The organism is Micromonospora sp. AB353, from assembly GCF_049538395.1.
GTDB classification, from domain to species: domain Bacteria; phylum Actinomycetota; class Actinomycetes; order Mycobacteriales; family Micromonosporaceae; genus Micromonospora; species Micromonospora aurantiaca.
This window is the reverse complement of the sequence record NZ_JBMVFV010000063.1, coordinates 1-19,690: the sequence shown is the minus strand read 5'-3', so window position 1 is coordinate 19,690 and position 19,690 is coordinate 1. Positions and strand designations below refer to the sequence as shown.

The 19,690-nt window shown below is 71.9% G+C and carries 21 protein-coding genes; 8 read left to right on the top strand and 13 right to left on the bottom strand.

What is annotated here, in order from left to right; all coding sequences use genetic code 11:
- Positions 1-7 precede the first annotated feature (7 nt).
- Together ACPCK6_RS22340 and ACPCK6_RS22335 are read left to right on the top strand one after the other, a co-directional pair.
- Positions 8-1,471, top strand: coding sequence for a dihydroorotase (locus ACPCK6_RS22340; RefSeq protein ID WP_423482112.1), 1,464 nt, complete (start codon positions 8-10; stop codon positions 1,469-1,471).
- Between the two features lie 11 nt (positions 1,472-1,482).
- The gene (locus ACPCK6_RS22335; protein WP_423482111.1) at positions 1,483-2,340 is read left to right on the top strand and encodes an HpcH/HpaI aldolase/citrate lyase family protein; all 858 of its coding nucleotides are present in this window, start codon (positions 1,483-1,485) and stop codon (positions 2,338-2,340) included.
- Between the two features lie 58 nt (positions 2,341-2,398).
- Here the strand turns inward: ACPCK6_RS22335 and ACPCK6_RS22330 are convergent, their stop codons facing one another.
- The 13 genes from ACPCK6_RS22330 to ACPCK6_RS22270 all read right to left on the bottom strand — a co-directional run bounded on the left by ACPCK6_RS22330 (position 2,399) and on the right by ACPCK6_RS22270 (position 13,644).
- Positions 2,399-3,034: a GntR family transcriptional regulator gene (locus ACPCK6_RS22330; protein WP_013286904.1), complete on the bottom strand. Its 636-nt coding sequence runs from the start codon at positions 3,032-3,034 to the stop codon at positions 2,399-2,401.
- A gap of 29 nt (positions 3,035-3,063) precedes the next feature.
- Complete coding sequence (locus tag ACPCK6_RS22325) at positions 3,064-3,813, bottom strand: SDR family NAD(P)-dependent oxidoreductase (protein WP_396883762.1); 750 nt, start codon at positions 3,811-3,813, stop codon at positions 3,064-3,066.
- Positions 3,810-4,964, bottom strand: a complete 1,155-nt coding sequence (locus tag ACPCK6_RS22320; protein ID WP_396883761.1) for a CaiB/BaiF CoA transferase family protein — start codon at positions 4,962-4,964, stop codon at positions 3,810-3,812. The genes ACPCK6_RS22325 and ACPCK6_RS22320 overlap by 4 nt, the downstream gene beginning before the upstream one ends.
- Positions 4,961-5,845, bottom strand: coding sequence for a hydroxymethylglutaryl-CoA lyase (locus ACPCK6_RS22315; RefSeq protein WP_396883760.1), 885 nt, complete (start codon positions 5,843-5,845; stop codon positions 4,961-4,963). Before ACPCK6_RS22315 ends, ACPCK6_RS22320 begins: the two co-directional genes overlap by 4 nt.
- Positions 5,842-6,273 carry a GlcG/HbpS family heme-binding protein gene (locus ACPCK6_RS22310; RefSeq protein WP_135240666.1) on the bottom strand — a complete coding sequence of 144 codons (432 nt, stop codon included), beginning with the start codon at positions 6,271-6,273 and terminating at the stop codon, positions 5,842-5,844. The genes ACPCK6_RS22315 and ACPCK6_RS22310 overlap by 4 nt, the downstream gene beginning before the upstream one ends.
- A gap of 10 nt (positions 6,274-6,283) precedes the next feature.
- The gene (locus tag ACPCK6_RS22305; protein ID WP_396883759.1) at positions 6,284-7,492 is read right to left on the bottom strand and encodes a CaiB/BaiF CoA transferase family protein; all 1,209 of its coding nucleotides are present in this window, start codon (positions 7,490-7,492) and stop codon (positions 6,284-6,286) included.
- Complete coding sequence (locus tag ACPCK6_RS22300; RefSeq protein WP_052166116.1) at positions 7,489-7,788, bottom strand: NifU family protein; 300 nt, start codon at positions 7,786-7,788, stop codon at positions 7,489-7,491. The genes ACPCK6_RS22305 and ACPCK6_RS22300 overlap by 4 nt, the downstream gene beginning before the upstream one ends.
- A complete protein-coding gene (locus ACPCK6_RS22295; protein ID WP_013286911.1) occupies positions 7,778-8,818 on the bottom strand; it encodes an amidohydrolase family protein in 1,041 nt (346 codons plus the stop codon). Before ACPCK6_RS22295 ends, ACPCK6_RS22300 begins: the two co-directional genes overlap by 11 nt.
- On the bottom strand, positions 8,815-9,912 hold the full coding sequence (locus ACPCK6_RS22290; RefSeq protein ID WP_396883757.1) for an ABC transporter permease: 1,098 nt from the start codon (positions 9,910-9,912) through the stop codon (positions 8,815-8,817). The genes ACPCK6_RS22295 and ACPCK6_RS22290 overlap by 4 nt, the downstream gene beginning before the upstream one ends.
- On the bottom strand, positions 9,909-10,685 hold the full coding sequence (locus ACPCK6_RS22285) for an ATP-binding cassette domain-containing protein (RefSeq protein WP_194799015.1): 777 nt from the start codon (positions 10,683-10,685) through the stop codon (positions 9,909-9,911). Before ACPCK6_RS22285 ends, ACPCK6_RS22290 begins: the two co-directional genes overlap by 4 nt.
- Positions 10,682-11,890 (bottom strand): substrate-binding domain-containing protein, encoded by a 1,209-nt coding sequence (locus tag ACPCK6_RS22280; protein WP_396883755.1) that lies wholly within the window; start codon positions 11,888-11,890, stop codon positions 10,682-10,684. The genes ACPCK6_RS22285 and ACPCK6_RS22280 overlap by 4 nt, the downstream gene beginning before the upstream one ends.
- A 270-nt stretch (positions 11,891-12,160) precedes the next feature.
- Positions 12,161-12,538: a metal-sulfur cluster assembly factor gene (locus ACPCK6_RS22275; RefSeq protein WP_423482110.1), complete on the bottom strand. Its 378-nt coding sequence runs from the start codon at positions 12,536-12,538 to the stop codon at positions 12,161-12,163.
- A complete protein-coding gene (locus ACPCK6_RS22270) occupies positions 12,535-13,644 on the bottom strand; it encodes an amidohydrolase family protein (protein ID WP_423482109.1) in 1,110 nt (369 codons plus the stop codon). Before ACPCK6_RS22270 ends, ACPCK6_RS22275 begins: the two co-directional genes overlap by 4 nt.
- 337 nt (positions 13,645-13,981) lie before the next feature.
- Here ACPCK6_RS22270 and ACPCK6_RS22265 point away from each other — a divergent pair, with 337 nt between their 5' ends.
- The 6 genes from ACPCK6_RS22265 to ACPCK6_RS22240 all read left to right on the top strand — a co-directional run.
- Entirely contained in the window at positions 13,982-14,827 is an 846-nt protein-coding gene (locus tag ACPCK6_RS22265) for an ATP-binding cassette domain-containing protein (RefSeq protein ID WP_423482108.1), read from the top strand.
- A 44-nt stretch (positions 14,828-14,871) separates the two neighbouring features.
- Positions 14,872-15,981 (top strand): sugar ABC transporter substrate-binding protein, encoded by a 1,110-nt coding sequence (locus tag ACPCK6_RS22260; protein WP_423482107.1) that lies wholly within the window; start codon positions 14,872-14,874, stop codon positions 15,979-15,981.
- Positions 15,982-16,042: 61 nt separating this feature from the next.
- Positions 16,043-16,969: an ABC transporter permease gene (locus ACPCK6_RS22255; RefSeq protein WP_396883750.1), complete on the top strand. Its 927-nt coding sequence runs from the start codon at positions 16,043-16,045 to the stop codon at positions 16,967-16,969.
- Entirely contained in the window at positions 16,966-17,985 is a 1,020-nt protein-coding gene (locus ACPCK6_RS22250; RefSeq protein ID WP_396883749.1) for an ABC transporter permease, read from the top strand. Before ACPCK6_RS22255 ends, ACPCK6_RS22250 begins: the two co-directional genes overlap by 4 nt.
- 46 nt (positions 17,986-18,031) lie before the next feature.
- Entirely contained in the window at positions 18,032-19,237 is a 1,206-nt protein-coding gene (locus ACPCK6_RS22245; RefSeq protein WP_423482106.1) for a CaiB/BaiF CoA transferase family protein, read from the top strand.
- A 41-nt stretch (positions 19,238-19,278) separates the two neighbouring features.
- The coding region (locus ACPCK6_RS22240; protein WP_423482105.1) for a GlcG/HbpS family heme-binding protein at positions 19,279-19,690 on the top strand (412 nt) is incomplete at its 3' end.

Here is a 19,690-nt window from a genome sequence, read left to right as displayed (position 1 = left end):
CAACACCATGAGCACCTACGACCTGCTGCTGACGAACGTCCGCGTGGTCCGGCACGACCGGCCCGAACCGGAGCTGATGGACATCGCCGTCACCGACGGGCGGATCAGCCGCGTCGCCCCGCAGATCGACCGGGCGGAGGCCGCCCAGGTCGTCGACGGCGGCGGCCGGCTCGCCTTCCCCGGCGTGGTCGACGCCCACCAGCACTGGGGCATCTACAACCCGCTGAGCGAGGACGCCGTCTCGGAGAGCCGCGCCTCGGTGCAGGGCGGCGTCACCACCGCGCTGAACTACATGCGCACCGGGCAGTACTACCTCAACCGCGGCGGCCGGTACGCCGACTTCTTCCCCGAGGTGCTGGCCGCGACCGAGGGCCGCTCCTACATCGACTACGGCTTCCACCTGGCGCCGATGTCGCGGGAGCACATCGGCGAGGTGCCGTCGCTGGTCGAGGAGCACGGCGTCACCTCGTTCAAGATCTTCATGTTCTACGGCAGCCACGGCCTGCACGGCCGGTCCGCGGACCAGAACGCGTTCCTGATGATCCCGGAGGGCGAGCGGTACGACTACGCCCACTTCGAGTTCGTCATGCGGGGCGTCCAGGCGGCCCGCGAGCGCTTCCCCGAGCTGGCCGACGAGATCTCGCTGTCGCTGCACTGCGAGACCGCCGAGATCATGAGCGCGTACACCAAGCAGGTCGAGCAGGACGGCACGCTGCGCGGGCTGGAGGCGTACCACGCGTCGCGGCCGCCGCACTCCGAGGGACTGGCCGTGTCGATCGCGTCGTACCTGGCGCACGAGACCGGGCTGCCGAAGATCAACCTGCTGCACCTGACCTCGGAGAAGGCCGTTGACGCGGCGCTGCGGATGGCGCGGGCGTTCCCGCACATCGACTTCCGCCGTGAGGTGACCATCGGTCACCTGGTCGCCGACATCGACACCGCGCACGGACTGGGCGGCAAGGTCAACCCGCCGCTGCGCCCGCGCGCCGACGTCGAGGCGCTCTGGGGGTACGTCCTGGACGGCAAGATCGACTGGGTGGTCAGCGACCACGCCTGCTGCAAGGACGAGGTCAAGTTCGGTGAGCCGCGCGACGACATCTTCGTCGCCAAGTCCGGCTTCGGCGGCGCCGAGTACCTCCTGCCCGGCCTGGTCACCGAGGGCAACCGGCGCGGCCTGTCGTACCAGCGGGTGGCGGAGCTGACCTCGTGGAACCCGGCGCAGCGCTTCGGCCTGCGCAACAAGGGCGCGCTGGTGCAGGGCTACGACGCCGACATCTGCCTGGTCGACCCGGACTCGACCTGGACGGTGCGCGCGGCGGACTCCGAGTCGACGCAGGAGTACACGCCGTTCGAGGGCTTCGAGCTGACCGCCCGGGTCACCGACACCTTCGTCCGCGGGCAGCACGTGCTCGTCGACGGCAAGGTGACCGGCGAGCCGGCCGGCCGCTACCTCGCCCGCCCGCAGCGGTAGGGGGACGACCGATGGCGGTGGCGCGCAGCTACCTGTACGTGCCGGGCGACCGGGCGGACCTGCTGGACAAGGCGGCCGGGCGGGGCGCGGACGCGCTCGTGCTCGACCTGGAGGACGCGGTCACGCCGGCCCGCAAGGCGCAGGCCCGGGAGACGGTCGCCGGGTACCTGGACGCCGCCGCGCCGTCCGGCCCCCGGCTGTGGGTGCGGATCAACAGCGACCAGGTCGAGGCGGACGTCGAGATCCTCTCCCCCGCCGCGGCCGGGGTCTGGGTGCCGAAGGCCGAGCCGGAACTGCTCGCCGAGGTCGACGCCGCGCTGACCCGGGTGCAGCGGCGGCTCGGCCCGGACGCCCCGGCGTTCCGGGTGGTGGCGCTGATCGAGACCGCCCGGGGCGTGCTCACCGCGCCGCGGGTGGCCGCCGCGCCCCGGGTGCTGCGGCTCGGCCTCGGCGAGGCGGACCTCGCCGGTGAGCTGGGACTTCAGCCGGGACCGGACCGGGCGGAGTTCGCCCCGATCCGCTCCCAGGTCGTCGTCGCGTCGGCCGCCGCCGGCATCGCCCCCGCGGTCGGGCCGGTGGAGACGACGCTGCGCGATCCGGAACGGCTGGAGCGGACCACCCGGGCGCTGCTGCGGCAGGGCTTCCGGGCCCGCAGCGCCATCCACCCCGGGCAGATCGCCACGATCAACGAGGTGTTCACCCCCACCGAGGCCGAGGTGGCCTCCGCCCGGGCCGTGCTGGAGGCGTTGGAGCAGGCCGAACGCGGCGGTTCCGGGGTGGCCACCGACGCCGGTGGGCGGCTGCTGGACCGGGCGGTGGTGCGCGCCGCCACCGAGGTGGTACGCCGCGCCGAGGCGTCCGCCGGGTGACACGTGACGCCGGGCCGGGGACCGTCGACGGGTACGACGTGTCCCGGCCCGGCGTGGGTCAGGGCGTGCCGAGGGTGGCGCGGGCGGCGAGGATGTGCGCCCGCATCACCGAGCCGGCCCAGGCCCGGTCGCGCGCCTCGAACGCGTCGATCAGCTCCCGGTGGTGCGACATGCTGCGCGCCATCGCCGCCTCGTCGTACCGGCGGAACGTGCGGTTCACCAGCGGCGTCTGCACCACCGCCCCGAGCAGCGCGCTCAACCGGCGGTTCCGCCCGGCGCCCAGGATGATCTCGTGGAACTGCGCGTTGCAGACCGCGATCCGGTCCGCCCGGTCCCGCCGCTGGCCGGCCGCGTAGCCCTCCATCTCGGCGCACAGCTCGCGCAGCCGGGCGATCTCCTCCGGCGTGATCCGGGTCGCGGCCAGCTCGGCGCCGTACCCCTCCAGCAGGGCACGCAGCTCGAAGATCTCCTCCAGGTCCTGCTCGCGCCAGGCCGGGACGGTGGCGCCCCGGTTGGCCTCCCAGTCCACCAGGCCCTCGGCGTGCAGCCGGCGCAGCGCCTCCCGTACCGGGGTGCGGCTCACCCCCACCGCGGCGGCGAGATCCTCCTCGGAGAGCTTCTTCCCCGGCTCGTACGCCCCACCGAGGATGCGCGTCTTGATCGACTCGTACGCCGACTGCGTGGCCCGGCCCATGCGTCCCCCTCTGTTCACCGATGGTGAACCTACATCGACGCGGTGGAACCGCCGTTGACGGCGTACTCCGAGCCGGTCACCTGCCGGGACCGGTCCCCGGCCAGGAAGAGCACCACCTCGGCGACGTCCTCCGGCTCGTTCATCCGGCCCAGCGGCAGCCGGCGCAGCTCGTGCACGACGTGGTCGGCGGCGGCGGAGACGTCGATGCCGAGCCGGAGCGCGACCGACTCCAGGTAGGCGTCCATGGTCGCGGTCCGGGTCGGGCCGGGCGCGACGGTGTTCACCCGTACGCCCCGGGAGCCGTACTCCAGGGCCAGGCCCTTGGCGAGGCTGAGCAGCGCGGCTTTGCTGACCGCGTAGTCGAGCATGTGCGGCTTCGGGTGCCGCGCCGCCTCGGAGCCGATGGTGACCACGCTGCCGCCGCCCCGCTCGACCATGAGCGGCACGAGCGCGCGGCACAGGCGCACGCAGGACATCACGTTCACGTCCCAGGTGCGCTGCCAGGCGGCGTCGTCGATGTCGGTGAACGCGTCCCGGTACGGCGCGAGCGCCACGTTGTTGACGAGCACGTCCGCGCCGCCGTACCGGCTGGTCACCTCCCGCACGACGGCGGCGACGCCGGCCGGGGTGCCCAGGTCGGCGGTGACCGGGACGCCCACGCAGGCGGAGACGTCGAGGTCGGCGGAGAGCACCTCGGCGCCCTCGCCGGCCAGCCGGCGGGCGACGGCGAGCCCGATCCCCGATCCGGCGCCGGTGACGACCGCTACCCTGCCCCTCATCCGCTTCTCCCCTCGGTGCCGCCGGCGAGCACCTCGTCGGTGTGCTCGCCGAGCGTGGGCGCGAGCCGGCCGGACGGCAGTGGCGAGGCCGACATGACGATCGGCGAGGCGACGCTGCGCAGCCGCCCGGCCACCGGGTGCTCGACGATCGACACCAGGCCGGTCCCGGCTGCTTCCTCCTCGCGCAGGATCTCCTCGTAGCCGGCCAGCGGCGCGCAGGGCACGTCGATCGCGGACAGCTCCGCCAGCCACTCGGCCGTGGTGCGCCCGCGCAGCACGTCGGCCACGACCTGGTAGAGCGCGTCGGCGTTGGCGATCCGCTTGCCGACGGTGTCGTAGTCGGGATGGCGCAGCAGGTCGGCGCGCCCGACCAGGGTGAGGAACCGGTCCCACTGCCGGCCCGTGTAGATCAGCACGCACAGGTGCCCGTCGGCGGTGGCGTACGGACGGCGGTTCGGTGCTGCGGTACGCGGGTAGAGCGGCGGCCCGGTGGGCGGGTCGAACGTCCAGCCGTCGAGCTGTTCGAGCAGGCCGAAGGCGACCATCGTGTCGTACATCGGCACCTCGACGCGCTGCCCCTCGCCGGTCGCGTCGCGGTGGCGCAGCGCGGCGAGCACGGCGGTGGACGCGGTGAGCCCGGTGATCTTGTCGGCGAGCGGTGTGACGACGTACCCGGGCTGGTCCTGGTTGACGCTCTGCAGCGCGGCGATCCCGGAGGCGCCCTGGATCACGTCGTCGTACGCGGGCCGGTCGGCGTGCCGGCTGGTCCCCCGGAACCCCGGGATCGCGCAGTAGACGATCGCCGGGTGCAGCGCGCGCACGTCGTCGTAGGTGAGCGCGAGCCGGGTCACGGCGGCCGGGCGCATGTTGTGCACCAGCACGTCCACCGTCGGCACCAGCCGGTCGAAGGCGGCCCGGTCGGCGGGCGCCTTGAGGTCCAGCAGGACGCTCTTCTTGCCCCGGTTCATGTTGAGGAACACCGCCGCCATGCCGGGGGTGCGGGCCGCGCCGAGCTGGCGGGCGATGTCCCCGCCCGGCGGCTCCACCTTGATCACCTCGGCGCCCAGGTCGGCCAGCATCAGCGTGCAGTACGGGCCGGAGAACGTGCTGGTCAGGTCCAGCACCCGCAGTCCGGTCAGCGGCCCGGTCACGGGAATCCACCGGCCCGGCTCAGCATGCCCGGAAGCTCGGCGCCGAACACCTCGGCCAGCCACCTGGCGTTGCCGATCGCCGCCTCCTGCGACACCCCGGTGGCTGTCCCGGAGCGTTCCAGCGCGTACACCACGTCCTCGGTGGCCACGTTGCCGGTGGCGGCCGGCGCGAACGGGCAGCCGCCGATGCCGCCGACGCTGGCGTCGATCGCCCGCGCGCCGGCCCCGACGGCGGCCAGCACGTTCGCCAGGCCCAGGTTGCGGGTGTTGTGGAAGTGCCCGCGCAGGCTCGCCCCGGTGCGCTCGCCCACGGCGGTGAACAACCGCTCCACCTGGGACGGCACGGCCACGCCGATGGTGTCGGCGAGCGCCACCTCGTCCGGTGCCACCGGTGCCAGGTCGTCGACGACGCGCAGCACCCGCTCCGGCGGCGTCTCCCCCTCGAACGGGCAGCCGAACGCGGCCCCGACCGTGACCGAGGCGCGCAGCCCCTGCTCGCGGGCGCGGGGCAGCAGCCGTCGTACCTCCGCCACCGCTTCCGCTGTGGTCGTGCCCTGGTTGCGCCGGCAGAACGTGTCGGTGGCGACCACCACGAAGTTGACCTCGGTGACGCCGGCGGCGACCGCCCGGTCCAGGCCGCGCCCGTTCATCACCAGGCCGATCGCGGCCAGGCCCGGCTCGTCGCGGACCAGCGCCATGAGCGCGTCGGCGTCGGCGAGCTTCGGCACCTTCGCCGGGTTGACGAAGCTCGTCACCTCGACCCGCCGGCTGCCCGCCGCGACGGCCCGGCGTACCAGTTCCGCCTTCTGCCCGGTGGTCAGCTCCGCCGGGTGGTTCTGCAGGCCGTCCCGGGGGCCGACCTCGACGATCTCGACGCTCAAGACAGCGCCTTCAGTCCGGCCTGCGCGACCTCCATGTCCTGCGTGTAGTGGCCGCCGCTGACCCCGATGCCGCCGACCAGCACGTCGTCGACCTTCACCGGATAGCCGCCGCCGAAGGTCACCAGCCGGTCGATCGCGGGCGGGGCACCCATCGCCAGCGGGCCGTCGTCCTTGATGAAGTCGTACCAGCCGTCGCTGCTGAGCCCGAAACCGACTGCCGTGTACGCCTTGTCCTGCGCCAGCTGCACGCTCACCAGCGGCGCGCCGTCCATCCGCTCGTACGCCTTCAGCACGCCGCTCTCGTCGCACACCGCGACGGTGACCGCGAAGCCCATCTCCTCGGCCCGGGCGACGGCGGCGGCCACCATCGCGCGCGCGGCCGGCGCGGAGATCGAGCGCTTCTTCACCACGTGCGGGTTCTTCGCCATGACTGCCTCCTCAGATCGCGCCGGCGGCGCGCAGTTCGGTGATCCGGTCGTCGGCCAGGCACAGCACCTGGCGCAGGACCTCGTCGGTGTGCTCGCCCAGCCGCGGGCCCACCGAGCGCAGCCGGCCCGGGGTGCGGGACAGCCGGGGCGCGACGTTCTGCATCGGGAACGCGCCCATCTCCGGGTGGTCGAGTTCGACGATCGCCTCGCGCGCGGCGAAGTGCTCGTCGGCCAGCATCTCCCGGGCGGTGTAGACCGACCCGGCCGGTACGCCGCCCAGATGCAGCAGCCGTAGCAGCGCGGCCGGTTCGAACGTGACGGTCCACGCCGCGATCAGGTCGTCCAGTTCGGCCTGGTGCGCGCCGCGGGCGGCGTGGGTGGCGTACCGGGGGTCGTCGGCCAGGTCCGGGCGGCCCATCACCGCCGTCAGGCGGCGGAACACCGTGTCCTGGTTCGCGGCGATCAGCACGGTGGCGCCGTCGCGCGTCGGGTACGCGTTGCTCGGCGCCACGTTGGGCAGGATCGAGCCGGTCCGCTCCCTGACGTAGCCGGTGAGCGCGTACTCCGGCACCAGCGACTCCATCAGCGCCAGCACCGACTCGTAGATGGCGCTGTCCACCACCTGGCCCTGGCCGGTGCTGGTCGCCACCCGCAACGCCATCATGGCGCCGAGCGCGGCGAACGTGCCGGCCAGCGAGTCGCCGAGGCTCACGCCGATGCGGCTCGGCGGCGTGGACGGGTCGCCGGTGACGTGCCGGATCCCGCCCATCGCCTCGCCGATCGAGCCGTAGCCGGCGCGGGACGCGTACGGGCCGTCCTGCCCGAACGCGGTGACCCGCACGACGACGAGCCTCGGATTGATCCGGTGCAGTTCCTCCGGCGCGAGCCCCCAGCGTTCCAGCGTGCCCGGGCGGAAGTTCTCCACGAACACGTCGGCGCCGGCGAGCAGCTCGCGCATGAGCTGCTGCCCCTCGGGCATCCGCAGGTTGCAGGTGACCGACTTCTTGTTGCGGGCCACCACCGGGAACCACAGCGACTTGCCGTGCGGCTTCTCCCGCCCCCACTGCCGCATCGGGTCGCCGCCGTCCGGCTGCTCGACCTTGATCACCTCGGCGCCGAAGTCGCCCAGCAGTTGCGCGCAGAACGGCCCGGCCAGCAGCACGCCGGCCTCCACCACCCGTACGCCGGTCAGCGGCCCGTCGGGAAAGCCGTCGGTCATCCGGCCGGCTCCGACAGGCCGAACATCTTCTCGATGCGCGCCTCGGCGAACCGGGAGACCGCGCCCGCCCGGGTCACCGAACGGACGCCCTCGATCTTCAGCAGCGCCGGGCGGACCAGCGAGCCCATGGTGACCGGTGCCGACGGGCAGGCCGCGCAGCGGCCGTGGAACGTGACCCGGGCGTCGCCGTCGGCGTCCACGTCGACGGTGACGCCGCCGCCGTGCGCCTCGACGAGCTGGCGTACCTTGCCGTCGAGCGCGCGGTCGGCGGCCTTCGCCGTCTTGTCAGCGCCCATCCTTGCGGCCCTTCTTCGCGGACTTCTTGCCGCTCTTGCCGTACAGCTCCTTCTTCTTGGCCTTCACGTCGATGCCGAGCACCCGGGCGAAGTTCAGGCCGAAGATCTTCTCCTTGATCTCGTCGGTCAGCTCCGGGTAGCCGTAGCCGTCCTGGAGGTCCTCCGGCATGCGCATCTCGGCGAACAGGTCGATGTACGCCTGCACCTTCGGCCAGACGAACGCCTCGGAGCCCCACAGCAGCCGGTCCGGGCCGACGTGCAGCAGGCACTTGCCGATGGCGTGCAGCGCGGCCCGGGGCGCGACCGGGTACTGGTTGATCCAGGCGGTCAGCGCGAGGTGGATGTTCTCGTACCGGGCCGCGATGTTGATCGTCTCGTTGATGAACGGCTCACCGAGGTGGTGCACGATGAACGTCATCTCGGGGAAGTCCTGCGCCGCGCGTTCCAGGTCGTACGGCGCCAGGTCGGCGATGTGCTGGGTGTTGAACGCCAGGCCCTTGTGGAACTGCACGTTCGTCACGCCGTGTTCGAGGGCGGTCTCCCACAGCGGGTACGCGACCTGCCGGTCGTCGATCTTCCAGGACAGGCCGCCGGAGTGCGCCTGGTAGAACTTGAAGCTGGTGGCGCCCCACTCCTCGATCTGGCGGATCATCTCGGTCACCGCGCCGTAGCGGCCGTGGGTGATCGGGTCGACGCCGCCGCAGAACAGCACCCGGTCCGGGTAGGCCTCCTTGAGCTTGTAGTTGTTCTCCGCCGGCGAGAAACCCAGCTTCCAGCCGCCGTGGCTGGGCACCGTCTGGGCCATCGCCATGTCGGTGTCGGACTCCTCGAACATCAGCCGGTACGCGTCCTCGACGGACAGCTCGCGGCCGGAGATGTCGTCGTACGGGTAGCCCGGGGCCGAGTACTTGCGGGCGTACTCGACGAGCGCGTTCGTCGACTTCTTCCCGCCGTGGTTGAAGTCGATGTTCTCGTCGGTGAGCTTGTACATGTGGATGGCGTTGTCGAGGACGAAGAAGCCGTTCTTCATGGGGTGGGACGTCCCTTCGGGGTGGTGTCGTGCTCCAGGCGTTCGACGTGCCGGACCGCGAGCTGGCGGCGGCGCCGCACCGACCACGCGGCGACCGAGACGCCGGCGATGACGGCGAGACCGTTGAAGACGCGCTCGATCCAGGTCGCGGCGCCGAGGTGCTGCAGGCCGGCGATGGTGAAGGTGATGAAGTACGCGGCGATCACCGTGCCGAGGATGTTGACCCGGCCGGGTCGCAGCGCGGCGGCACCGAGGAACGCGGCGGCGAAGGCCGGCAGCAGGAACTGCTCGCCGACCGTGGGCTGGGCCGAGCCGATCCGCGAGGCCAGCAGCACTCCGGCGAGTGAGGCGAGCACCGCCGCGCCGACGAACGCCCGGATGGTGTAGCTGCGCACGTCGATGCCGGCCCGGGCGGCGCCGCGCAGGTTGCCGTCCATCGCGTAGAGTCGCTGCCCGAACGGGGTCCAGACGACGATGAACTCCAGCGCCAGCACCAGCACCACGAGGTAGATCAGCGGCAGCGGGACGCCGCCCAGGTCGCCGCGGGCGATCTCGGTGAACGCCGGCGGCACGTTCTGGTACAGCACCCGGCCGCCGGTGACCATGTAGAGCAGACCCATCAGCAGGCTGCCCACCGCGAGCGTCGCGATGATCGAGCTCATGCCGAACTTCAGCACCAGCAGGCTGTTGAGCAGGCCCACCGCGATGCCGACGGCGAGCACCGCCAGCAGGGCCAGCCAGATCGGTACGCCCTGCACCGCGATCAGCCAGATGCTCACGCCCTGCGCCAGGCCCAGCATCGGGCCGACCGACGCGTCCAGGTAGTGCGCCAGCAGCGGCAGGGTGGCGGCCATCGCCACGATCACCGTCACGGTCTGGTTGACCAGGATCAGCCGGAAGTTCGTGGTGGTGAAGTAGGTCTCCGGGGTGAGCAGGGAGAAGACCGCGATCACCAGGACGAGCATGCCGAGCAGCCCGAACCGGCTCACCCCCTCGACCGCCCGCTCCCCGGCCCCGGCGCGGGACCGGTCGGCGCTCTGCTTGACGACGGTGCGGCCACCGCCCGGGGGTGTCTTCGTCGCGGCGGTGGTCATCGGACCGCCTCCCCCGCCGTGGCGAGCGTGCCGGCGACGATCAGCTGCACGCACCGTTCGACGTCGAGCCCCTCGGTGGGGCCGTGGTAGACGTTGCGGCCGCCCTTCATCACCAGCAGCCGGTCGGCCATCGACAGGATCTCCGGGATCCGGTGGCTGATCACGATGACCGCGTAGCCGCGGTCGCGCAGCCGTCGGATCAGCGCGTTGACGCCGTCGGACTCGGTGGTGCCGAGCGCCGCCGTCGGCTCGTCCATCACCATCACGCGCGGCTCGTTCTCGGTGACCAGCGCGCGGGCGATGGCGACCATCTGCCGCTGCCCGCCGGAGAGCCCCTCGACCAGAACGTTCATGTCGTGCAGGTCGATGCCGAGTTCCTCCAGCACCGCGCGGGTGCGCTCGCGCATCGCCCGCTTGCGCAGCACCGGCAGGCCGCGTACGCCGCCGGTCCACTCGCGGCCGAGGAAGACGTTCTCGACGATGCTCAGGTTGTCGGAGAGCCCGAGATCCTGGTAGATCATCTCGATCCCGGCGGACCGGGCCGCGCCGATGGTGTGCGGCGTCAGGTCCCGGCCGGCCACCCGCAGGCGGCCCGTGTCCGGCGCCAGCGCGCCGCTGACCATGCTCATCAGCGTGGACTTGCCGGCGCCGTTGTCCCCGACGACGCCCAGGATCTCGCCCGGGCGTACGTCGAAGGAGACGTCGGTGACGGCGCGTACCCGGCCGTAGGACTTGCTGACGCCCACCGCCTCCAGCACCGGGGCGGCACTCATCGGGCTTCGCTCCACATCTTCTCGTAGCGCTCGGCGTAGTTCACGTAGCTGTTCCAGTCGACGGCGCCGTCCTTGGGCGCGTTCGTCTTGTCGAAGACGGTCGCCGGGATGCCCTGCTCGGCGTCGGGCAGCGCGGGCTGACCGGCGGCCAGCCGGCCGACCTGGTCGATGGCGGCGTAGGCGTTCCAGCCGCGGATGGCGCCGAAGTCGGCGAGCTGGTCACCGGCTGCGACGCTGCCCAGCCGCTCCGGTTCGGCGTTCTTGGACAGCACCTTGATGTCGTTGCGCCCGGCGGCCCGGATGGCGGCGATGACGGACTCCACGCCGTTGCCGTACGGGGTGAGGATGTACTGCAGCTTGTCGCCGTGCTTCTGGATCAGCGAGGTGGTGATGTTCTGCATCTCGATCGGGTCGACCGCCTGCGCCAGCGTGCGCTCGCGGACCTCCAGCAGCTCGCAGCCGGTGCAGCCGGCGAGCACGCGCTTGCTGGCGTTGAGCGCCTCGACCAGGTGCGGGTAGCCGACGTCCCAGAGGAAGACGACCTTGGCCTTGCCGTTGGAGTCGGCGACGGCCTTCGCGGTGGCCAGCACCGCCTGGAACGTCTCCCGGCTGGACACGTGCGCGTCGTAGCCGACCGCGCCGCCCTCGGCGACGGCGGAGACGCCCACCACCGGGATCTTCGCCTTCTGCAGCTCGGCGATGCCGTCGGCGACCTGGTTCTCCGGGATGGCGACGGTGATGACGGCGGTGGGTTTGTTGGCGGCGGCGGTGGCCAGTGCCTTCTGGTAGCCCTCCGGGGTGCCCTGGCCGTCCAGGATCTCGGCGCTCCAGCCGAGCTTCTCGGCGATGGCGGTGGCCCGCTTGCCGACCTCCTCGCAGGAGGTGCCGATCTTGCAGACGATGATGTTGAGCTTGCCGTTCGCCGGCGGTTTCACCGAGGTCGTCGGCCCGGACCACTCCTCGTAAACCTTGATCTTGTCGAGGGTGATGTCGGCTTCCTTGCCCTCGAAGTAGAGCATTCCGCCGGTGCCGGCGGCGATCAGCTTGCGGGCCGTCTCGGTGTATTCGTCGTTCACCGCGGCGGGCGTGCCGGAGTCCGCGCTGTCCTCACCCGATCCGCAGGCGGCGGTGGTGAGCAGAAGGGCGGCCACCCCGAACGCGGCGGCGGCGGCGCGGAGCCGGCGGGCTCCGAAAGTGTGTGTCACGGTGCTACTCCCTCGGTGGGTGGCAGTCGTCGAAAAGAAGCGAATCGATGAGTCGGCGCAGGGAGGGGCGAAAACGAACCCGGCGCGTGACGGGCGCCTCGGGTTGCATGCAATCGCAGTCCAACACGATCAACATCGACAGTCAATAGTTCACAATGCCGAAACATAGTCCCTGATCGAGAGCGTTTCGCCAGCCCACGACGGGAGGCGCATTCGCCCCGACCGGCGGAGAAATTGTATTTTTCCGACGTGAGGCTCTCGGGGTACGCGTCAGCGGACGGGCGCCGCGGGACGCCCGATGCGCAGGACCGCCCGGCCGTGCTCGGTCATCAGCGCCTCGGACCAGCCGGTGCTGTCGCCCCACTCGACCTCGACGTCGTCGACCTCCGGCGCCATCCGCCCGATCTCCCGGCGCACGCTCTGCTCGAAGAACGGCGTGTACATGCAGAACGGGCCGGTGGTGATCAGGTCGAGCGTCACCCGCAGCCGGCCGTCCGGCTCCCGGTGTGCCCGCACGTCGCGGACCAGCCCCATGTCGACGATGCCCACGCGCCGGCCCACCCCCAGACCGCAGGGGTCGTGGACGGTGTTGCACGCGGTCAGCAGCCGGGACCGCAGGTCGGCCGCGGCCGGGTCCACGCCGCTCACGCCGCCAGCCGTTCCCGATGGCGCGCCCACGGCCGGGGCGCCTGCGCGAGGTAGTCCTCGCGACGCCGGGCGAGGTCGTCACCGGCGACCGCCGCGCGCACCCTCTCGTCGTCCAGGCCGTGCAGGCGCAGCGCGTTGCCGCCCATCAGCTTGGCGAGCACGTCCGGGGTGAACTCCGGGAAGCCCCACCCGTCGACGAGTTCGCGGGGCATCTCGAAGCTCATCAGGGCGTCGATGATGGGCTGCGGGTGCGCGGACGGGACGCCGGTGGCGAACATGATGCGATCCGTGCCGCCGTGCATCATGAGCATGCCGACGATCTCGGCGAACCGGCGCGGCTTGCGCACGATCATGTTCGACACCGACTCGATCGTCGCCCAGATGTTCGGGTGCGTCCGCAGTTGCAGCGCGCAGTCCTCCAGGAACGCCCAGCCGCTGTGCACCACCTCGAACGTCAGGCCCGGGAAGGCGATCGCCGCGCAGGTCACGTCGTCGACGTGGTTGAGCACCCGCGGCCCGGCCCCGGCCGGCACCGCCTTGTGCGCGCCGATGTGCGTGACGCCGAGGTCGAGCGCCTTCTGCAGGTAGGGGAACGCCAGCTCGCGGTCGTCGAGCAGCATCAGCTTCGAGGAGTTCACCTCCGGGTCGATCAGCCCGTTCGTCGGATAGAACTTGAACCCGTCGATGTCGTCCTCTTCGGCGCGCTGCTGCATCAGGTCCAGCTCGGCGGGACCGCGCAGCGGGTCCACCGGCGCGAACAGCAGCACCCGGTCCGGATACCGCCGCTTCAGCTCGCGGCCCAGCTCGTACGGCGAGGCGCCGCCGTCGAAGAAGCCGTCGATCTCCACGCCGTGGTAGATCATCACGTCGACGGCGCTCTCCACGAACACGATGTCCGCCAGCTCCTCGGCGGTCCAGCCGGCGGTGAACTCGTCCCGCGTCATCAGGTAGCCGGGCGCCGGCGACTCGACCGAGGTGTGGCCGATGCGGTACAGCGCGTTCACCATGCCGTCGTACGCGGCCTGGGAGCAGTGCGGCGCCCGGTTCCCGGGCCGGAAGTCGTACCCGTGGACGACACCGTCCACCACGACCATCCCATTGATCATGTCAACTCCGTTCTCCTGTCGACGGGAGCGCGACGAGGGGGTGGACGGGCGCGGCCGGTCACCGCGCCGCCCACCCGTCGCGGCAGTGCGCGGTATGTGATCGCGGCCACCATCGGCCCGAGAATGTACACAACATAGGGGCGGAGGCCGGAGCGGTCAAGACGGTCTCGTCAGCGGAGCGAACAGCCAGTGCGCGGCGCAACGAGCGCCCCCACCTCGTAGTTTTCCCGATCTTCTCGACAGGTCGGGTCGAATGAGACCCGACGGCGGGGACCACAGGTGCCACCTCGCCGCGAATCCTTGACAGTGATTGCATACATTGCTTGACTCTCTCGCCATGACAGAGCAGGCAGCGGCAGTCCCCCGTCCCGGGGACGTCGAGCGCCGCCGGGACGACGTCCCACCCCCCACCACCACACCGGTCCTGCAGGCGCGCGGCATCGCCCGCAGCTTCGGCGCCGTACGGGCCCTGCGCGACGCGTCGCTGACGTTGCGGCGGGGCGAGGTCATGGCGCTGATGGGCGACAACGGCGCCGGCAAGTCGACGCTGGTGAAGACGCTCGCCGGCGTGGTCACGCCGGACCGCGGCGAGATCCTGGTCGACGGCGCGCCCCGCCGGTTCGCCGGTCCCGCCGACGCGCTCGACGCCGGCATCGAGACCGTCTACCAGGACCTGTCACTGATCGACTCGATGAGCGCGGCGGAGAACGTCTTCCTGGGCCGGGAACCGCTGGGCCGCGGCCCGGTGTCCCGGCTGATGCGCCTGGTGGACCGCCGGGCGATGGCGGAGCGGACGCAGCAGGCCGTCGACCGCATCGGCGCCCGGCTGCCCTCGCTGTCCTCGCACGTGTCCTCGATGTCCGGCGGACAGCGCCAGGCGCTCGCCGTCGCACGAGCCACCATGTGGGGCCGCAACATCGTGATGCTCGACGAGCCGACCGCGGCGCTCGGCGTCACCGAGTCCGGGCACGTCCTGGAGATCATCACCGCGCTCAAGCAGCAGGACATCGCGGTGCTGATGATCTCGCACAACCTCGAACACGTCTTCCGCGTCGCGGACCGGGTCACGGTCATGCGACAGGGACGCACGGTCGGCGAGCTGACCACCGCCGAGGCGTCCTCCGGCGACATCGTCGCCCTGATCACCGGTGCGGCGCCCGCCGTGCCGGTGACCGAGTCCTGACGCCGGCCACACCGGCCGAAGCAAGCCCGAGAGAAGGGATCAGAGTGAGACGCAGATCGTTCGCGAGCGCCGCGCTCGTCGTCGCGCTGGGCATGACGGCGGCGGCCTGTTCCACCGAGGGAGGGGCCCCGGCGGCCCCCGCGGAGGGCAAGGCGCTGGAGGCCAGGGACGTCCGGATCGGGTTCGCCAACTTCGCCGAGCCGGCCAGCCCCGTGCTGGGGGCCATCGACGTCGGCATGCGCAAGGAGGCCGAGAAGCGCGGGTGGGAGATCCTCGTGCTCAACAACGACCGGGACGGGCCGACGGCGGTGGCGAACGCCGAGACCATGGTCTCCCGTGGCGTCACCCACGTCGTGGAGTTCCAGGGCGACGGCAAGGTCGCCCCGCAGATCATGGACATCTTCAACAAGGCCGGGATCCCGGTCATCGCGATCGACATCGCCCACCCGGGCGCGCACTTCTTCGGGATCAACAACGTCGAGTCGGGGCGGCTGTCCGGCCGGGCCGGCGGGACGTACGCGAAGGAGAAGTGGGGCTGCAAGCCGGACCTCGTCACGGTGCTGGAGAACGAGGAGTCCGGTGACGTGGCGCTGCTGCGCACCGAGGGCATCCTCAAGGGACTCAAGGAGGTCTGCCCGGACATCGACGGCGTCATCACCCGGCGCAACTCGCCGACCACGCCGGACGGCGCCCAGGGCGTCGCCCGCGACATCCTGGTCTCCAAGCCCGACGCGAAGAAGATCCTGGCGCTCGGCGGCAACGACAACATGATCATCGGCACCATCAACGCCGCGGAGCAGCTCAGCCGCGCCGGTGAGATCTACGGCTACGGCCTCGGCGCCGACCTCATGCTGTTCGGTGTCGACACGCCGGGCCTCGGCGGCTCGACAGCGTTCTGGTACGAGGGCTACGCCAAGCAGATCTACACGATCCTCGACCGGATGGTCGCCGGCGAGAAGATCCCCGTGGTCGACTCGCCGAAGGACCCGAACGCGCTGTTCAACCCGGTCTGCGCGTTCCCCAAGGACGCCGTGTCGTCCATCCCGCCGCTCAAGGAGCGGATCGACGCGCTCTACGCCAAGGACGCCCCGGCCAAGTCTGCCGCCGAGCAGTACTGTCCCGCGGGCACCGAGACGTACGGGCTCGGCAAGTGAGCACCTGACCATGTCCGTGTCTGCCCCGCAGGCAGCCGTCCGGCGGAGCACGGTCCCGTCCGTGCTCCGCCGCCACGGCGCCACACTCGCCCTGGCCGCGCTCTGGGTCGCGCTGGTGCTGGCCACCGCCGTGAAGTCGCCGGCCTTCCTGTCCCACCAGACCGTCATCGCGGTGGCCTTCAACATGGCGTTCATCGGCGTCCTGGTCGTCGGCGTCAGCCTGGTGATGCTCAGCGGCGCCGAGTTCGACCTGTCCGTCGGCGTGACGGCGGTGGCCGCCGCGCTGATCGCCGCCCAGCTGCTGACCGACGGCACGCCGTTCGCCGTGGTGCTGGTCGCGGCGCTGGTGTTCGGCACGCTCATCGGCGTCGTCAACGCGGTGCTGATCGTGCGCGTGCGCATCCACCCCATCGTCGCCACCCTCGGCACGATGTTCCTGGTCAGCGGCACCACCCGGCTGTTCATCGAGTTCGTGCCGATCCCGCGCGACAGCTTCCTGCGCCGGCACGTCGCCGGCGACCTGTTCGGCGTACCCCGGGTCTTCTGGGTCATGCTGGTGCTGCTCGCCGCCGTCGCGTTCGTGGCCGGCCGCACCCGCCTGGGCCGGCACCTCGTCGCGGTCGGCGGCAACCGGCAGGCCGCGCTCGTGCGCGGGCTGCGACCGGACCGGATCCAGGCCGGCGCGCTGGTGTTCTGCGGGCTGGTCGCCGGCCTCGCCGGGCTGGTCCTCGCGTCCCAGGGCGACATCGTCCAGTCCACGCTGACCCCGGGTACCGAGTTCCGGGTGATCTCGATCCTGCTGCTCGGCGGGATGGCGCTCACCGGCGGCCGGGGCAGCTTCCTCGGCGTCGCCGCCGCGCTGCTGCTGCTAAACACGCTGCCCACGGCCATCGTCACCTGGGGCGTCTCGTCCAGCTGGCAGCCGGTCGTCGAGGGGGTCGTGCTCGCGGTCGCGCTCGCCGTCAACAGCGTCAGGAGCGCACCATGACGACCACCGGTACCCGGCCCGGATGGACCGCCCTGCTCAGCCGCCCGTCCACCACGAGCGTGCTGCTGTTCGTGGTCGCCGTGGCCGCCGCGCTGAGCTTCGCGCCCGACTTCGCCACCCGCGCCAACATCTCCAGCATGCTCGGCGACATGCTCGCCCCGGCGATCGTCCTGCTCGCGGCGAGCCTGGCGATGACCGGTGGCGTCGCCGACCTCAGCGTCGGCTCGGTCCTCGGTCTCGGCGCGGTCGTCTACGCCACCGTCTACACCGCCTCCGGCTCGTGGCAGATCGGCGTGCTCGCCGCGCTCGGCGCCGGGCTGATCGCCGGACTCACGAACGGCGGCCTCGCGCTGGTGTTCGGCGTCTGGCCGCTGATCGCCACACTCGGCATGCTCGTGGCCGCCCGCGGCCTGGCGAAGGTGATCAGCGACGGCAGTTCGGTGGCCGCGTACACCCCGGAGCTCAGCACCGCGCTGAAGACCACGATCGGGCCGTTGCCGGTGCCGGTCCTGGTGGTGCTGGGGCTCGCCCTGGTGTGCGGCGCGCTGGTCCGCCGGTCCCGCTGGGGAACCCACCTGCGCGCCACCGGCGGCGACGAGGTCGTCGCCGCCCGCGCCGGCATCCGGGCCGGCCGGGTCCGGCTGGCGCTGTTCGTGCTGACCAGCACCGCCGCGGCGGTCGCCGGCTGCGTCCAGGTGATGCGCACCGGCGCCTCGGCCGTCACCCTCGGCGAGGGCACCGAGCTGTACGTCTACGGCGCGCTGCTGATCGCCGGGTTCCGGCTCGCGGGCGGCGGGCACGGGAACCCGATCACGGCGTTCCTGAGCCTGCTGTCGCTGAGCATCGTGCTGAACATCTTCCGGCTGCGTGGCATGCCGCTGCCGCTGGGCGACATCCTGCTCGGCGTCACGCTGCTCGGCGCGGTGTCGCTCGGCTGGATCCGCCAGCGTACGCAGCGGCACTCCCCCGAGCCGGAACCCGAACCGGAGGCCCGGCCGCACGCCGTGCCGGCCTGACCTCCACCCGCACCACCGGAACGACCGACGAGAGAACAGGGACGACATGAACGACTATGCCCGCGGCCCGCTGTCCGGCTTGCGCGTGATCGAAGCCGGGGTCCTGCTGGCCGGGCCGTTCTGCGGCCAGATCCTCGGCGACCTGGGCGCCGACGTGATCAAACTGGAGGAGCCGGGCCGGGGCGACCCGATGCGCGAGTGGGGACGCGAGCGCCCGTACGGCAAGTCGCTGTGGTTCCCGGTGCTCGGGCGCAACAAGCGCTCGGTCACCCTCAACCTGCGCGTCCCGGAGGGGCAGGAGGTGCTGCGCCGGCTCGCCGCCGAGGCCGACGTCCTGGTGGAGAACTTCCGGCCCGGCACGCTGGAGCGCTGGGGCGTCGGCCCGGACGTGCTGTGGGACATCAACCCGCGGCTGGTGATCGTGCGGGTGTCGGCGTACGGGCAGTCCGGACCGTACGCCGAACGCGCCGGATACGGCTCGATCGGCGAGGCGATGGGCGGCATCCGCTACACCACGGGTGACCCCGAGTCGCTGCCCAGCCGGGTCGGCATCAGCATCGGCGACTCGCTGGCCGGCACGTTCGCCGCCGTCGGCGCGATGGGCGCGCTGCGGGTGGCCGAGGCGACCGGCCGGGGACAGATCGTCGACAGCGCCATCTACGAGTCGGTGCTCGCGCTGATGGAGTCGCTGGTGCCGGAGTACGCGATCGGCGGCTACATCAGGGAACGCACCGGCTCGATCCTGCCGAACATCGCGCCGAGCAACGTCTACGTCGCGTCCGACGGCGGAATGATCGTGATCGCGGCGAACCAGGACACCGTGTTCCGGCGGCTGGCCGAGGCGATGGCGCAGCCGGAACTGGCCGCCGACCCGCGGTTCGCCGGGCACACCGGCCGCGGCCGGCACCAGCGCGAGCTGGACGAACTGATCGCCAAGTGGTGCGCCGGGTACGCCGGGGACGAGCTGCTGGAGCTGCTGCACCACCACGGTGTGCCCGCCGGGCGGATCTACACCGCCAAGGAGATGCTCACCGACCCGCACTTCGCCGCCCGGGAGGCGATCGTCCGGCTGGAGCACCCGGACCTCGGCGAGTTCCCGATGCAGAACGTCGTGCCAAAGCTGACCGCGACGCCCGGCGGGATCCGCCGGGTCGGGCCCGAACTGGGCGAGCACACCGACGAGGTGCTCCGCGACGTCGCCGGACTCGACGGCGACGAGATCTCCCGCCTGCGCGCCGCGGGCGTCGTCTGAGCCCTGCCCCACCCCACCCACCACCACGGAAGGAACCTCTCATGGACAACTTCACCAAGACGTCGGTCACGATCGGCGCCGCCCAGCGGATCCTCGCCGCCGCGATCGCCAAGGCCGAGCAGATGACACTGCCCTGCGTCATCGCCGTCGTCGACGAGAGCGGCGTACTCAAGGCGTTCGCCCGGATGGACGGCGCCGCGTTGCTGTCGGTGCAGGTCGCGCAGGACAAGGCGTACACGGCGGCGGGCTTCGGCATGCCCACCGACGGCTGGTACGACTTCATCAAGGACGACGCCCCGCTGGCCACCGGCGCGACCACCGGCATCGACCGGCTCGTCGTCTTCGGCGGCGGCTACCCGATCACCGCCGGCGGCGCGGTGATCGGCGGCATCGGGGTCAGCGGCGGGCACTACACGCAGGACATGGAGGTCGCGCGCGCCGGCCTGGAGGCCG

Excerpts from the sequence above, each read along its gene's own strand:
- ACPCK6_RS22330 (WP_013286904.1), bottom strand. The coding sequence starts at position 3,034 with ATGGGCCGGGCCACGCAGTCGGCGTACGAGTCGATCAAGACGCGCATC.
- ACPCK6_RS22270 (WP_423482109.1), bottom strand. The coding sequence starts at position 13,644 with ATGATCAATGGGATGGTCGTGGTGGACGGTGTCGTCCACGGGTACGAC.
- ACPCK6_RS22245 (WP_423482106.1), top strand. The coding sequence starts at position 18,032 with ATGAACGACTATGCCCGCGGCCCGCTGTCCGGCTTGCGCGTGATCGAA.
- ACPCK6_RS22325 (WP_396883762.1), bottom strand. The coding sequence starts at position 3,813 with ATGAGGGGCAGGGTAGCGGTCGTCACCGGCGCCGGATCGGGGATCGGG.
- ACPCK6_RS22310 (WP_135240666.1), bottom strand. The coding sequence starts at position 6,273 with ATGGCGAAGAACCCGCACGTGGTGAAGAAGCGCTCGATCTCCGCGCCG.
- ACPCK6_RS22295 (WP_013286911.1), bottom strand. The coding sequence starts at position 8,818 with ATGAAGAACGGCTTCTTCGTCCTCGACAACGCCATCCACATGTACAAG.
- ACPCK6_RS22305 (WP_396883759.1), bottom strand. The coding sequence starts at position 7,492 with ATGACCGACGGCTTTCCCGACGGGCCGCTGACCGGCGTACGGGTGGTG.
- ACPCK6_RS22335 (WP_423482111.1), top strand. The coding sequence starts at position 1,483 with ATGGCGGTGGCGCGCAGCTACCTGTACGTGCCGGGCGACCGGGCGGAC.
- ACPCK6_RS22340 (WP_423482112.1), top strand. The coding sequence starts at position 8 with ATGAGCACCTACGACCTGCTGCTGACGAACGTCCGCGTGGTCCGGCAC.
- ACPCK6_RS22250 (WP_396883749.1), top strand. The coding sequence starts at position 16,966 with ATGACGACCACCGGTACCCGGCCCGGATGGACCGCCCTGCTCAGCCGC.
- ACPCK6_RS22285 (WP_194799015.1), bottom strand. The coding sequence starts at position 10,685 with ATGAGTGCCGCCCCGGTGCTGGAGGCGGTGGGCGTCAGCAAGTCCTAC.
- ACPCK6_RS22265 (WP_423482108.1), top strand. The coding sequence starts at position 13,982 with ATGACAGAGCAGGCAGCGGCAGTCCCCCGTCCCGGGGACGTCGAGCGC.
- ACPCK6_RS22290 (WP_396883757.1), bottom strand. The coding sequence starts at position 9,912 with ATGACCACCGCCGCGACGAAGACACCCCCGGGCGGTGGCCGCACCGTC.
- ACPCK6_RS22300 (WP_052166116.1), bottom strand. The coding sequence starts at position 7,788 with ATGGGCGCTGACAAGACGGCGAAGGCCGCCGACCGCGCGCTCGACGGC.